Origin of the sequence: Rathayibacter festucae DSM 15932, from assembly GCF_004011135.1 — a bacterium.
Classification (GTDB): domain Bacteria; phylum Actinomycetota; class Actinomycetes; order Actinomycetales; family Microbacteriaceae; genus Rathayibacter; species Rathayibacter festucae.
In genome coordinates this window covers 1,778,203-1,792,653 of the sequence record NZ_CP028137.1, presented here as the reverse complement: position 1 = coordinate 1,792,653, position 14,451 = coordinate 1,778,203, and the positions used below count along the sequence as shown (strand labels likewise).

Sequence of the window (14,451 nt, the reverse complement as noted above, 5' to 3'; positions counted from 1 at the left end):
CCGTGCCAACCACACGCCTCAGCACCGAACCCACCGCCGTCCTCGTCCTCGAGGACGGGCGACGATTCTCGGGTCAGGCCTACGGCGCACGCGGCCACACGCTCGGTGAGATCGTCTTCGCGACCGGCATGACCGGCTACCAGGAGACGCTGACCGACCCGTCCTACGCGGGTCAGATCGTCGTGCAGACCGCCCCGCACATCGGCAATACCGGGATGAACGACGAGGACGAGGAGTCGCGCCGCATCTGGGTCGCCGGCTACGTCGTCCGCGACCCCTCCCGCGTGGTCTCGAACTTCCGCTCGCAGCGCTCGCTCGACGACGACCTGGAGAAGGACGGCATCGTCGGCATCTCCGGCGTCGACACCCGCGCGATCACCCGACACATCCGCTCGCTCGGCTCGATGCGCTCCGGCGTCTTCTCCGGCGACGACCTCGCCCTCTCCGAGGAGGAGCAGCTCGCGCTGGTGCTCGGCGGCGCGCAGATGGCGGGCCTGAACCTCTCCTCCTCCGTCTCCACCGAGGAGCGCTACACCGTGCCCGCGCAGGGCGAGCGCGTCGGCTCGGTCGCCGTGATCGACCTGGGCGTGAAGACCTCGACGGTCAACTACCTCTCCGAGCGCGGCTTCGACGTGCACGTCCTGCCCGAGTCGACGACCGCCGAGCAGGTGCTCGCGCTCGACCCCTCGGCGCTGTTCTTCTCCAACGGACCCGGCGACCCGGAGGCCTCCGACCGCCACGTCGACCTGCTGCGCACCACGCTCCGCGCCGACCTGCCGTTCTTCGGCATCTGCTTCGGCAACCAGCTGCTCGGCCGCGCGCTCGGCTTCGGCACCTACAAGCTGCCGTTCGGCCACCGCGGGATCAACCAGCCGGTGCTCGACAAGCTGACCGGCCGGGTCGAGATCACCTCGCAGAACCACGGCTTCGCGGTCGACGCGCCGATCGACGGCGAGCTCGACTCGCCCGAGGGCTTCGGCCGGGTCGAGGTCAGCCACTACAGCCTCAACGACTCGGTCGTCGAGGGGCTGCGCTGCCTCGACATCCCCGCGTTCTCGGTCCAGTACCACCCGGAGGCGGCGGCCGGCCCGCACGACTCGAACCACCTCTTCGACCGCTTCCGCGCCATGGTCGTGCAGCGCACGGCCGAGCAGGGCGGCGCCGAGCCCGCCACCGCAGACTCCACCACCTCGACCACCACCACCGCCTCGACCACCGGAGAGCAGAAGTAATGCCCCGCAGGGAAGACATCAGAAGCGTCCTCGTCATCGGCTCCGGCCCGATCGTGATCGGCCAGGCGGTCGAGTTCGACTACTCGGGCACCCAGGCCTGCCGCGTGCTGCGCGAGGAGGGCGTCCGCGTCATCCTCGTCAACTCCAACCCGGCGACGATCATGACCGACCCGGACTTCGCCGACGCGACCTACGTCGAGCCGATCACCCCGAAGGCGATCGAGGCGATCATCGCCAAGGAGCGCCCCGACGCGATCCTGCCGACCCTCGGCGGCCAGACCGCGCTCAACGCCGCGATCCAGCTGCACGACCTCGGGATCCTGGAGAAGTACGACGTCGAGCTGATCGGCGCGAGCTTCGAGGCGATCAACCGCGGTGAGGACCGCCAGATCTTCAAGCAGCTCGTGCTCGACGCGGGCGCCGACGTCGCCAAGTCGTACATCGCGCACACCGTCGAGGAGGCGATCGGCTTCGCCGAGGACCTCGGCTACCCGCTGGTCATCCGCCCCTCCTTCACCATGGGCGGCCTCGGCTCCGGCTTCGCGCACTCCGTCGACGAGCTCGTGCGGATGGTCGGCGACGGCCTGCACCAGAGCCCCACCACCGAGGTGCTCCTCGAGGAGTCGATCCTCGGCTGGAAGGAGTACGAGCTCGAGCTGATGCGCGACACGGCCGACAACACGGTCGTCGTCTGCTCGATCGAGAACGTCGACCCCGTCGGCGTGCACACCGGCGACTCGATCACGGTCGCCCCGGCGCTGACCCTGACCGACCGCGAGTACCAGAAGCTGCGCGACATCGGCATCCGGATCATCCGCGACGTGGGCGTGGACACCGGCGGCTGCAACATCCAGTTCGCGATCGACCCCGCCGACGGCCGGATCATCGTGATCGAGATGAACCCGCGCGTCTCGCGCTCGTCGGCACTCGCCTCGAAGGCGACCGGCTTCCCGATCGCCAAGATCGCCGCGAAGCTCGCGATCGGCTACCGCCTCGACGAGATCCCGAACGACATCACCAAGGTGACGCCGGCCAGCTTCGAGCCGACCCTCGACTACGTCGTGGTCAAGGTGCCGCGCTTCGCCTTCGAGAAGTTCCCGGCCGCCGACAAGACGCTGACCACGACCATGAAGTCGGTCGGCGAGGCGATGGCGATCGGCCGCAACTACGCGCAGGCGCTGCAGAAGGCGCTCCGCTCGCTGGAGAAGCGCGGCTCGTCCTTCCACTGGGGCGACCAGCCGCGCTCGGTCGAGGAGCTGCTCGAGATCGCGAAGACCCCGACCGACGGCCGCATCGTCACGGTGCAGCAGGCGCTGCGCCTCGGCGCGAGCGTCGAGCAGGCCTTCGAGGCCACCAAGATCGACCCGTGGTTCCTCGACCAGATCGTGCTGATCAACGAGATCGCCGAGCTGGTGCGCGAGCACGACGGCCTCGACGCCGGCGTGCTGCGCCTGGCGAAGGACCACGGCTTCTCCGACGTGCAGATCGCGCAGCTGCGCGGTCTCGACGAGGCCGAGGTGCGCCGCACCCGCTACGACCTCGCCGTCCGCCCGGTCTACAAGACGGTCGACACCTGCGCCGGCGAGTTCCCCGCGCTCACGCCGTACCACTACTCCTCCTACGACGAGGAGACCGAGGTCGTCGCGGCCGATCGCCGCAAGGTCGTCATCCTCGGCTCGGGTCCGAACCGCATCGGCCAGGGCGTCGAGTTCGACTACTCCTGCGTGCACGCGTCGTTCGCGCTCTCGGCCGCCGGGTTCGAGACGATCATGATCAACTGCAACCCCGAGACGGTCTCGACCGACTACGACACCTCCGACCGCCTGTACTTCGAGCCGCTGACGCTCGAGGACGTGCTCGAGGTCATCCACGCGGAGTCGCAGTCGGGCGAGCTGGTCGGCGTCGTCGTGCAGCTGGGCGGCCAGACCGCGCTCGGCCTCGCCGCGGGCCTCGAGGCCGAGGGCGTGCCGATCCTCGGCACCACCCCCGCCAACATCGACCTCGCGGAGGAGCGCGGCGCGTTCTCCCGCATCCTCGACGAGGCCGGCCTGCTCGCCCCGCGCAACGGCACGGCGACCGATCTCGAGGGAGCCCTCGAGGTCGCGGTCGAGATCGGCTACCCGGTCCTCGTCCGCCCGTCGTTCGTCCTCGGCGGCCGCGGCATGGAGATCGTCTACGGCTCCCCGCAGCTCGAGGACTACTTCGCCCGGATGGCCGACGAGGGGATCATCGACGCGACGCACCCGCTGCTGGTCGACCGCTTCCTCGACGACGCGATCGAGATCGACGTCGACGCGCTCTATGACGGCGAGCAGCTCTACATCGGCGGCGTGATGGAGCACATCGAGGAGGCCGGCATCCACTCCGGCGACTCGGCCTGCACCCTGCCGCCGGTCACCCTCGGCCGCCAGCAGATCGACAAGGTCCGCGAGGCGACCCTCGCCATCGCCGAGGGCGTCGGCGTCCGCGGCCTGCTCAACGTGCAGTTCGCGATCGGCCAGGGCGTGCTCTACGTCCTCGAGGCGAACCCGCGCGCCTCGCGCACCGTGCCGTTCGTCTCGAAGGCGCTCGGCATCCCGCTCGCGAAGGCCGCCTCGCGCCTGATGGTCGGCGAGACCATCGCCGAGCTCAAGGCCGAGGGCCTGCTGCCCGAGCGCGACGGCTCCGACGTGCCGATGGACTCGCCGATCGCGGTGAAGGAGGCGGTCCTGCCGTTCAAGCGCTTCCGCACCAAGGACGGCAAGATCGTCGACTCGCTGCTCGGCCCCGAGATGCGCTCGACCGGCGAGGTCATGGGCATCGACCGCGACTTCCCCCGGGCGTTCGCGAAGAGCCAGGAGGCGGCCTACGGCGGGATGCCCGCGAGCGGCACCGTCTTCATCTCGGTCGCCGATCGCGACAAGCGCTCGATCGTGCTGCCGGCCCTGCGCCTGCGCCAGCTCGGCTTCGAGATCCTCGCCACCGAGGGCACCGCCGAGGTGCTCAACCGCAACGGCATCCAGGCCCGCGTGGTGCGCAAGTACAGCGAGGAGGCCGTCGACGACGCGCCCTCGATCGTGGAGCTGGTCAACCGCGACCAGGTCGACGTGGTGATCAACACGCCGAGCGGCGGCGCCTCGCGCGCCGACGGCTACGAGATCCGCGCCGCCGCGGTCGCCGCGGACAAGCCGCTGTTCACCACCATCGCCCAGCTCGCCGCGGCCGTCGCCTCGCTCGACGCCGCCGCCGAGCCGTTCGAGGTGACGAGCCTGCAGGACTACGCGATCCGCCGGGCGGAGCGCACCGCGTGACGGACGCCGTCGCGCAGCCGGGCGCCGAGTCCTTCGGCGCCCGGCTCGAGGCCGCATTCGACGCGTTCGGACAGCTCTGCGTCGGGATCGATCCGCACGCGTTCCTGCTCGACGCGTGGGGCCTGGACGACAGCGCGGCGGGCCTGGAGTCCTTCGGCCGGCGGGTCGTCGAGGCCTCGGTCGGCCGGGTCGGCCTGGTCAAGCCGCAGGTCGCGTTCTTCGAGCGGCACGGCTCGGCGGGCTACGCGGCGCTCGAGCGCGTCCTCGCCGACGCGCGCGCCGCGGGCCTGCTGGTCATCGCGGACGCGAAGCGCGGCGACATCGGCACGAGCGTCACGGCCTACGCCGAGGCGTGGCTCCGGCCGGGCTCGCCGCTCGAGGCCGACGCGATGACGGCCGCCGCCTACCAGGGCGTCGGCTCGCTCGAGGGCATGCTCGCGCTGGCCGAGGAGTCGGGCAAGGGCGTCTTCGTCCTCGCCGCGACCTCCAACGCCGAGGCGCGGCCGGTGCAGCGGGCGCTGCTGCAGGACGGGCCGGCCGCCGGCTCGACCGTGGCGCACGCGGTGCTGGCCGACGTGGCATCCTGGAACGCGGGACACGCGCGCTCGTCGATCGGCTCGGTCGGCGTCGTGCTCGGGGCCACGGTCGCGCTCGGCGACTACGGCATCGGCACGGGCACTCCGCTCCGCCCCGCACTGCCGGTGCTGGCGCCCGGCTTCGGCCACCAGGGCGCCGACACCGCGGACGCATCGCGGCTGTTCGGAGCGCTGGCCGCCTCGACGATCGTGAGCGAATCGCGCAGTGTCCTCGGCGCCGGCCCGGACGGGATCGCCGACGAGATCGACCGCCGAGCCGCACACCTCCAGGAGACCCTTGTCCGCTGAAGCCGTCAGCCCGATCGATCCCGCCGCCGAGGCGCCGTCCGCTGCGCGCCGCCCCGCGCCGCCCGCGGTCGACCGCCGCGCCGCCTCCGAGGCCGCGATCGCCGCCCGCCGCGCCCGCGCCCAGGTGAAGAAGGACGTCGCCGCCGGCGACCGGCCCGCCACCGCCGTGCTCGCCGCCGCGCAGGAGGACCCGACCGGCGTCGAGGGCCGGATGCGCGTCAGCGAGCTGCTGCGCGCGGTGCCCGCCCTCGGCGTGGTCAAGACCCCGCGGGTGATGGAGCAGCTCGGCATCGCGCCGTCCAAGCGCCTGGGCGGTCTGGGCCGGCGCCAGGTCGAGGGCCTCGGCGCCTTCCTGGAGGAGCGCGAGTCGCGCCAGCGCCGCGGCGAGCGCAACCGGCTCGTCGTGCTGGCCGGGCCGACCGCGGTCGGCAAGGGCACCGTCTCCACCTACATCCGCGAGAACTACCCCGACGTCCTGCTGTCCGTCTCGGCGACCACCCGCGCACCGCGCCCCGGCGAGATCGAGGGCGTCAGCTACTACTTCGTCGACGACGCCGAGTTCGACCGCATGGTCGAGGCGGGGGAGTTCCTCGAGTACGCGACGGTGCACAACGCGTACCGCTACGGCACGCCCCGCGGCCCGATCGACGCGGCCCTCGCCGCCGGCCGCCAGGTCATGCTGGAGATCGACATCCAGGGCGCGCGGCAGGTCCGTGAGCGGATGAACGACGCCCGGCTGGTCTTCCTGCTGCCCCCGAGCTGGGAGGAGCTGGTGCGCCGCTTGGTCGGCCGCGGCACCGAGAGCGCGGAGGAGCAGGAGCGCCGGCTCACCACCGCGAAGGTCGAGCTGGCCGCACAGGACGAGTTCGATTTCTGCGTCGTGAACAGCACCGTGCCCGAAGCGGCCCGCGAGGTCGTAGAATTGATGTCGCCTCGTGCCGACAGCACGCCCGCCGATCCGGGCCGCTGAGACCGAGACCACCGACCACCTCCGGGCCTTGCCCCGATCGCCCTCCCCGGTGATCGCGCGCCGTGCCGCTCCGGAGCCGCAGATCGGCGCTTCGCGCCACGCTAGGAGACACCATGGCCAACAACCTCGGCATCATCGACCCGCCCATCGACGAGCTGCTCTCGAAGGTCGACTCGAAGTACGCGCTCGTCATCTTCGCCTCCAAGCGCGCGCGCCAGATCAACGACTACTACGCCGACCTGCACGAGGGCAGCCTGTTCGACAACGTCGGCCCGCTGGTCGACTCCACCATCGACGACAAGCCGCTCTCGGTCGCGCTGCACGAGATCAACGAGGACAAGCTCGTCGCCCGTCCGGTCGCCGAGCCCCTCGACGAGTAGTCCCGACCGGGGGCGCTCCGCGACATGCGGTCATCGAGGCGGGCCGCACGGCTGAACGTCGTCGTCGGGATCACCGGCGGCATCGCCGCCTACAAGGCGGTCGGAGTCGTCCGCGCGCTGGTCCTCGAGGGCCACGACGTCCACGTCGTGGCCACCGAGGCGGCGCTGCGGTTCGTCGGCAAGCCGACGCTCGAGGCCATCTCGCGGAACGCGGTGCACACCGAGCTCTACGAGGGCGTCGCCGAGGTGCGGCACGTGGCGATCGGCCAGGCGGCCGACCTCATCGTGATCGCCCCGGCGACGGCGCACACCCTGGCCAAGCTGGCGACCGGCCTCGCCGACGACCTGCTCGGCAACACCGTGCTCGCCAGCACCGCGCCGGTCGTGGTCGCCCCGGCGATGCACACCGAGATGTGGGCGAACGCGGCCACCGTCGCCAACGTCGCGACGCTCCGCTCCCGCGGCGTCCACCTCGTCGGCCCGGCCGTCGGCCAGCTCACCGGCGCCGACTCGGGCCCGGGCCGGATGGAGGAGCCCGCGACGATCGTCGCCGAGGCCCTCGCCGTCCACGCCCGCGCCACCGCCGCCCGGCGCGACCTCGAGGGCCTGCGCGTCCTCGTCACCGCCGGCGGCACCCGCGAGCCGCTCGACCCCGTCCGCTTCGTCGGGAACCGCTCCAGCGGCCGGCAGGGCGTCGCGCTCGCGGTCGCCGCGGCCGCGCGCGGAGCGAGGGTCACCCTCCTCGCCGCGAACCTCGACATCGAGGCGCCGCAGGGCGTCACGGTGATCCCCGTCGGGACCGCCCTCGAGCTGCGCGAGGCCGCGCTGGCCGCCGCCCGCGACGCCGACATCGTCATCATGGCCGCGGCCGTCGCCGACTACCGGCCGGCCGACGTCTCCGAGGCCAAGATCAAGAAGGAGCAGCAGGGCGACCGCCTCATCCTCGAGCTCATCAAGAACCCGGACGTCCTCGCCGAGATCTCCGCCGCGAAGACCGACGGGCAGCTGATCGTCGGCTTCGCCGCCGAGACCGAGCCCGACCGGGACGCGATGCTCGCGCTCGGCCGCGCCAAGATCGCCCGCAAGGGCTGCGATCTGCTCGTCCTCAACAGGGTCGGCTGGGCCGAGGGCTTCCAGAGCGACAGCAACACCGTGGTGGTCCTCGATCCGGCCGGAGATATAGTGATCGAGGCTTCCGGCAGCAAGGCGTCGGTCGCCGATCGCGTCCTCGACGTGGTCGCGCGCTAGGGCGCCTCCCTGGCCCGGTCCGCCCCCGGTGAGAGGGCGAGCCCGGTGCGGGACTGCACCGGATCGAGACAGCTCCGGCTGCCGCGCCCTACGGAATGAGACGCTCGACATGACCTCCGGCCCCCTCCGCCTGTTCACCTCCGAGTCCGTGACCGAGGGTCACCCGGACAAGATCTGCGACCAGATCTCGGACCGCATCCTCGACGCGCTCCTCCGCGAGGACCCGCGCAGCCGGGTCGCCGTCGAGACGCTCGTCACCACGGGGCTCGTGCACGTCGCCGGCGAGGTCTCCACCTCGGGCTACGTCGAGATCCCCGCGATCGTCCGCGACACGATCGTCGAGATCGGCTACGACTCCTCGCTCAAGGGCTTCGACGGCCGCTCCTGCGGCGTCTCCGTCTCGATCGGGCAGCAGTCGCCCGAGATCGCCGCGGGGGTCGACACGGCCCTCGAGGTGCGCGGCGACGCCTCGGACGAGGACGCGTTCGACCGCCAGGGCGCGGGCGACCAGGGCCTGATGTTCGGCTTCGCCACCGACGAGACCCCCGAGTACATGCCGCTGCCGAGCTGGCTCTCGCACCGCCTCGCGGAGCGCCTCGCCGAGGTCCGCAAGACCGGCGAGCTGGACTACCTCCGGCCCGACGGCAAGACGCAGGTCACCATCGGCTACGACGGCACGACGCCGGCGACGATCGACACGGTCGTGCTCTCCACCCAGCACGCCGAGCACGTCAGCACCGCCACGATCCACGCGGACATCGAGGAGCACGTGATCCGCCCCGTGCTCGAGCGCGTCGACCTCGACTCCTCCGGCGTGCGCCTGCTGATCAACCCCTCCGGCCGCTTCGAGATCGGCGGCCCGCAGGGCGACGCCGGGCTCACCGGCCGCAAGATCATCGTCGACACCTACGGCGGAGCCGCGCGCCACGGCGGCGGCGCCTTCTCGGGCAAGGACCCGTCGAAGGTCGACCGCTCGGCTGCCTACGCCATGCGCTGGGTCGCGAAGAACGCGGTCGCCGCAGGTCTCGCCCGCCGGATGGAGGTTCAGGTCGCCTACGCGATCGGCAAGGCCGCCCCGGTCGGCCTCTACGTCGAGACGTTCGGCACCGGCACGCTTCCCGACGAGCAGATCACCGAGGCGATCCGCTCGGTCTTCGACCTGCGTCCCGCCGCGATCATCCACGCGCTCGACCTGCTCCGCCCGATCTACTCGCAGACCTCGGTCTACGGGCACTTCGGCCGCGAGCTGCCCGACTTCACCTGGGAGCGCCTCGACCGCGTCGACGACCTCCGCTCCGCCGCGGGTCTCTCGTAGGCGCCGACGCGGCGGGGGAGGCGGTGACCGGTCCGGCGGGGCGCGTCGCGCGCGTGCTCCTCGACTCGCCGCTCCCGCAGCTCGACCGGCTGCTCGACTACGCGATCCCCGAGGCGCTCCGCGAGGGCGTCCGGCCGGGTGTCCGGGTCCGCGTCCCGCTGCGCACCGGCGGGCGGATCGCGGACGCGTTCGTCGTCGAGGTCGGCGAGGGCTCCGAGCACGCGGGCGCGCTGAGCGAGCTCGAGGAGCTCGTCTCGCCGCTCGTCGTGCTCACCCCCGAGGTCTGGGCACTCGCCCGCCGCGTCGCGGACCGCGCCGCCGGGGGAGCGAGCGACGTGCTGCGCCTCGCCGTGCCGCGGCGCCATGTGCGGGTCGAGCGGGCGCATCTCGCGGCCCTCGCCGAGGCGGCGGCGACCGCCACCTCGTCCGAGGCGGACGCGGACGCCGGCCCGGCCGAGCCGGGCGCGGACGGCTCCGGGCCCGGCGCGGTGACCGGCTACCCCGTGGAGACGTTCGACGGCCTCCTCGACGGCGGGCGCCTCGCGGTGAACGCCGTGCCCGCGCCGGTGCAGCTCGCCTCCGGAGCCTGGGTCGGCGGCTGGGCGGTGACGCTCGCCGAGCTCGCCCGCACGGCGCTGGCGGCCGGCCGCGACGCGATCCTCGCGGTGCCCGACTACCGCGACCAGGAGCAGCTCGAGCAGGCCCTCGCCGAGCACGTCCCCGAGGACGCGGTCGTCCGCCTCGACGCCCGGCAGAAGGGCGCCGGCCGCTACGCCGCGTTCCTGCGCTGCCTCACCCCCGGGCCGCGGGTCATCGTCGGCAACCGCTCCGTGCTCTACGCGCCCTCGTCGGCGCTCGGCCTGATCGCGCTCTGGGACGACGGCGATCCGCTCTTCGCCGAGCCGCTCGCCCCCTACGCGCACGCCCGCGACGTGGCGCTGGTGCGGCAGGAGCAGAGCGGCGCCGGGCTGGTGCTGCTCGGCAACACCCGCACGGTCGAGGTGGAGCGGCTGGTCGGCCTCGGCTTCGCGGCCCCGGTGCAGCCGCGGCCCTCGCGGCGCCCGCACGTCGTGCCGACCGCGCAGCAGACGGCCGCCGACGAGCACGACCAGGCCGCGCGCATCCCCTCCACCGCCTGGCGGCAGGCGCGGATCGCCCTCGACTCGGGCCCGGTGCTCGTCCAGGTCGCCCGCCCCGGCTACGCGCCGGTGGTCGCCTGCGCGCGCTGCCGCACCGTGGCGCGCTGCAACCGCTGCCAGGGTCCGCTCGCCGTGCACTCCGCCGGCGCGCGGCCGAGCTGCGGCTGGTGCGGCCTGATCGCCGCCGACTGGCACTGCTCGGTCTGCGAGGCGACGGCGCTGCGCCTGGTGAGCCTCGGCGCGGGACGGACGGCGGAGGAGCTCGGCCGCGCGTTCCCCGGCGTCAAGGTCGTCGTCGCGGACGGCGCGCACCCGATCCTCACCGTGCCCGGCACACCCGCGCTCGTCGTCGCCACCCGCGGCGGCGAGCCCCGGGCCGACGGCGGCTACCACGCCGTGCTGCTGCTCGACGGCGAGCGGATGCTCGCGCGGGAGAGCCTGCGCGTCGCCGACGACGCCCTGCGCACCTGGTCCAACGCGGCCGCGCTGGCCCGCCCGGGCGCTCCCGTGCTGCTGGTCGGCGTCGCCGGGCGGCTCGCGACGGCCCTCGCGACCTGGCGCCAGGACGAGTACCTCCGCGCCGAGCTGATCGAGCGGCGCGAGCTGCGCTTCCCGCCCGCCGTCCGGCTCGCGACCGTCAGCGGCGACGCGCACGCGGTGACGGAGGCGCTCGACGCGCTCGACGAGGCGGACCGGCACGAGGTGCTCGGCCCGGTCGGGCTCGAGGACGGCTCCGTCCGGGCGATCGTGCGCTTCGACTACGCTCGCGGGGCGGAGGTCGCCGCCCGCCTCCGGTCCGCCGTGATCCGCAACGCGACCCGCCGCCGCCGGCCGCCCACCACGCCGGGCCGCTTCCGGCCGGCGCCGAAGCTGCGCGTCCGGCTGGACGACCCCGACATCCTCTAGACCCGTCCCTCCCGGACCCGTCCTCCGCTCGACCCCCACGCTCAGGAGCTCCTCGTGCGCCTCGTCTTCGCCGGCACGCCGGCCGCCGCCGTCCCCACTCTGCGCGCCCTCGCCGCCTCTGAGCACGACATCGTCGCGGTGGTCACCCGGGCCGACGCGCCCGTCGGCCGGAAGCGCGTGCTCACGGCCTCGCCGGTCGCCGCGGCCGCCGAGGAGCTCGGCCTGCCGGTGCTCAAGGCGAACCGTCTCGACGAGGAGGTGACCGACCGGATCGCGGCCCTCGAGCCGGATCTCGGCGTGATCGTGGCCTACGGCGGCCTCGTCCGCGCGCGGCTGCTGGCGGTGCCGCGCCTGGGCTGGATCAACCTGCACTTCTCGCTGCTGCCGCGCTGGCGCGGCGCGGCACCGGTCCAGCGCGCGCTGATGGCGGGGGAGCAGCGGATCGGCGCGGCCGTCTTCCAGCTGGTGGCCGAGCTCGACGCGGGCGACGTCTTCGCCGAGATCGAGGAGGAGGTCGCCGGGCGCTCGGCCGGCGAGCTGCTCGAGGTGCTCGCCGAGCGCGGGGCCGCCCTGACCGGCGAGGTCGTCGACGGGCTCGCCGCCGGGACCGCGTTCGCCGTGCCGCAGTCGGGCGAGGTCACGCTCGCCCCCAAGCTCGACGTGACCGACGGCCGGATCGACTGGTCCCTGCCGACCGCGCGGATCCTCGCGCTCGTCCGCGGGGTCACTCCCGAGCCCGGCGCGTCGACGGCGGTCGGCGACGCGCGGTTGAAGGTGCTCGCCGTCGACGAGGCGCGCACGGACGCTCACCTCGCGCCCGGTGCCGTGCTCCTCGACGCCGGCCGCGCCCTGGTCGGCACGGGCGACGGCGCGGTCGAGCTCGTCTCGGTGCAGCCCGCCGGCAAGACCGCGATGCCCGGCGCCGCCTGGGCCCGGGGCCTGCGCGAGAGCACGGTGCTCGCGTGAGCGCCCGGACCACGGCCGCTCCGGCCCGCCAGGTCGCCTACGACGTCCTGCTCGCGGTCAGCGGCGGCGACGCCTACGCCAACCTCGTGCTGCCCGCCCGGATCCGCGCCGCCGAGCTCTCGCCGGCCGACGCGGGCCTGGCCACCGAGCTCTGCTACGGCACCCTCCGCCTCTCCGGCTACTACGACCGGGTGATCGCCCTCGCCGCCGGCCGCGCCGTCGAGACCCTCGACGCCCCCGTCCTCGACGCGCTCCGGCTCGGCGTGCACCAGCTGCTCGGCACCCGCGTCGCCGCGCACGCCGCCGTCAACGAGAGCGTCGCGCTCGTTGCGGGCGGTTCCTCCCGCGGCGCCGTCGCCTTCGCGAACGCGGTGCTGCGCTCGGTGACCCGCTCGAGCGCCGAGGAGTGGCAGCAGCGCGTCGCGGACGCGGCGACCTCGGGTGACGACCGGATCGCCGCGGCGACCTCGCACCCGGTCTGGATCGTCAAGGCCCTGCGCCGCGCCCTCGCCGCGGAGGGCGCCGCCGACGAGCTCGAGGCCCTGCTCGCCGCCGACAACGCGGCGCCGCGGGTGAACCTCGTCGCCCTGCCCGGCCTCGCGGAGGCCGGCGAGCTGCCCGACGCGGAGCCCGACCGCTACTCGCCGGTCGGCCTCGTCAGCACCGGAGGCGACCCCGAGGCGATCGCGCCCGTGCACGAGGGCCGGGTGCGCGTCCAGGACGAGGGCTCGCAGCTGGCAGCGCTCGCACTCTCCCGCGCCGAGCCCGTCCGCGCGGGCGAGCGCTGGCTCGACCTCTGCGCCGGACCCGGCGGCAAGGCGGCGCTGCTGGCCGCCGAGGCGCGCGCGGGCGGCGCGACGCTGCTGGCCAACGAGGTCGTCCCCGCGCGGGCCGGGCTGGTCCGCCAGGCCCTCGCCGCGGTCGACCCGACCGTCGAGGTCCGCACCGGCGACGGCCGCACCCTCGGCGAGGAGCAGCCCGGCGCCTTCGACCGCGTCCTCCTCGACGCGCCGTGCACCGGACTCGGCGCCCTCCGCCGCCGACCCGAGGCGCGGTGGCGCAAGACCGCCGACGACGTCGCCCCGCTCGCCGCCCTGCAGGGCGAGCTGCTCGACTCCGCCCTCGCCGCGCTCGCGCCCGGCGGCCTGCTCGCCTACGTCACCTGCTCGCCGCACCTCGGCGAGACCAAGCGCGTGCTCGCCCTCGCCGCGGAGCGCCACCCCGGCGGCTTCGAGCTCGTCGACACCCCCGCGGTCCTCCGCGGCATCACCCGCGAGCCGCTGCCGCTCGCCGAGGGCGCGCTGCACGCGCAGCTCTGGCCGCACCGGCACGGGACGGACGCGATGTTCATCCAGCTGCTGCGCCGCAGCCCGGCCTGACGGCCCGGCCGCCGCGCCTAGGCTGGGGAGCATGCCCGCACGGATCAACCCCAGCATCCTGTCCGCCGACTTCGTCAACTTCGAGGCCGAGCTGCAGCGGATCGCCGGGGCCGATCTCGTGCACGTCGACGTGATGGACAACCACTTCGTGCCGAACCTCACGTTCGGCCTGCCGATGGTGCAGCGCCTGCAGGAGGTGTCGCCGCGCCCGCTCGACGTGCACCTGATGATCGACGACCCCGACCGCTGGGCGCCGGGCTACGCCGAGACGGGCGCCTACTCCGTCACCTTCCACGCCGAGGCCGCGCGCGACGCCGTCGCGCTGGCGCGCCGTCTCCGTGAGATCGGCGCGCGCGCCGGCATCGCGCTCAAGCCCGGCACCCCGGTCGACGAGTACCTCGACCTGCTGCCCGAGTTCGACCAGGTGCTGGTGATGACGGTCGAGCCCGGCTTCGGCGGCCAGTCCTTCATGGCGGAGACGATGCCGAAGCTGCACGCGCTGCGCGAGGTCGTCGACCGCACGGGCCTCGACGTCTGGCTCCAGGTCGACGGCGGCATCGCCCCCGGCACGATCGAGATCGCCGCCGAGGCGGGCGCCGACACCTTCGTCGCCGGCTCCGCCGTCTTCGGCGCCGACGACCCGGAGGCGGCCATCGTTGCGCTCCGCGACACCGCCTCCTCCCTCCTGCACCGCCACTGACCCGGCCGCCCTCGCCGGTCCGCCGCCGCGTATAGACTTCCC

Annotated in this window: 11 protein-coding genes; all 11 read left to right on the top strand. The window is 73.9% G+C overall.

Features of this window, described 5'->3' with window-relative positions; translation table 11 throughout:
- The first annotated feature begins 2 nt into the window (after positions 1 to 2).
- The 11 genes from carA (at position 3) to rpe (ending at position 14,409) form a co-directional block, all read left to right on the top strand.
- Entirely contained in the window at positions 3 to 1,232 is a 1,230-nt protein-coding gene (gene carA / locus C1I64_RS08365; RefSeq protein WP_127886903.1) for a glutamine-hydrolyzing carbamoyl-phosphate synthase small subunit, read from the top strand.
- On the top strand, positions 1,232 to 4,522 hold the full coding sequence (gene carB / locus C1I64_RS08360) for a carbamoyl-phosphate synthase large subunit (protein WP_127886902.1): 3,291 nt from the start codon (positions 1,232 to 1,234) through the stop codon (positions 4,520 to 4,522). Before carA ends, carB begins: the two co-directional genes overlap by 1 nt.
- Positions 4,519 to 5,406 (top strand): orotidine-5'-phosphate decarboxylase, encoded by an 888-nt coding sequence (gene pyrF / locus C1I64_RS08355; RefSeq protein WP_127886901.1) that lies wholly within the window; start codon positions 4,519 to 4,521, stop codon positions 5,404 to 5,406. Before carB ends, pyrF begins: the two co-directional genes overlap by 4 nt.
- Positions 5,407 to 5,419: 13 nt before the next feature.
- Positions 5,420 to 6,376 carry a guanylate kinase gene (gmk, locus tag C1I64_RS08350; RefSeq protein ID WP_127888499.1) on the top strand — a complete coding sequence of 319 codons (957 nt, stop codon included), beginning with the start codon at positions 5,420 to 5,422 and terminating at the stop codon, positions 6,374 to 6,376.
- A 113-nt stretch (positions 6,377 to 6,489) separates the two neighbouring features.
- Complete coding sequence (rpoZ, locus tag C1I64_RS08345; RefSeq protein ID WP_123446225.1) at positions 6,490 to 6,756, top strand: DNA-directed RNA polymerase subunit omega; 267 nt, start codon at positions 6,490 to 6,492, stop codon at positions 6,754 to 6,756.
- A gap of 51 nt (positions 6,757 to 6,807) precedes the next feature.
- On the top strand, positions 6,808 to 8,004 hold the full coding sequence (gene coaBC, locus C1I64_RS08340; RefSeq protein ID WP_127888498.1) for a bifunctional phosphopantothenoylcysteine decarboxylase/phosphopantothenate--cysteine ligase CoaBC: 1,197 nt from the start codon (positions 6,808 to 6,810) through the stop codon (positions 8,002 to 8,004).
- Between the two features lie 109 nt (positions 8,005 to 8,113).
- A complete protein-coding gene (gene metK / locus C1I64_RS08335; RefSeq protein WP_127886900.1) occupies positions 8,114 to 9,319 on the top strand; it encodes a methionine adenosyltransferase in 1,206 nt (401 codons plus the stop codon).
- Between the two features lie 23 nt (positions 9,320 to 9,342).
- Entirely contained in the window at positions 9,343 to 11,364 is a 2,022-nt protein-coding gene (locus C1I64_RS08330) for a primosomal protein N' family DNA-binding protein (protein ID WP_127886899.1), read from the top strand.
- A gap of 54 nt (positions 11,365 to 11,418) precedes the next feature.
- Entirely contained in the window at positions 11,419 to 12,330 is a 912-nt protein-coding gene (gene fmt, locus C1I64_RS08325) for a methionyl-tRNA formyltransferase (protein ID WP_127886898.1), read from the top strand.
- On the top strand, positions 12,327 to 13,709 hold the full coding sequence (locus tag C1I64_RS08320) for an RsmB/NOP family class I SAM-dependent RNA methyltransferase (protein ID WP_244209426.1): 1,383 nt from the start codon (positions 12,327 to 12,329) through the stop codon (positions 13,707 to 13,709). The genes fmt and C1I64_RS08320 overlap by 4 nt, the downstream gene beginning before the upstream one ends.
- Before the next feature lie 31 nt (positions 13,710 to 13,740).
- Positions 13,741 to 14,409 (top strand): ribulose-phosphate 3-epimerase, encoded by a 669-nt coding sequence (gene rpe, locus C1I64_RS08315; RefSeq protein WP_127886896.1) that lies wholly within the window; start codon positions 13,741 to 13,743, stop codon positions 14,407 to 14,409.
- The last annotated feature ends 42 nt before the right edge of the window (positions 14,410 to 14,451 follow it).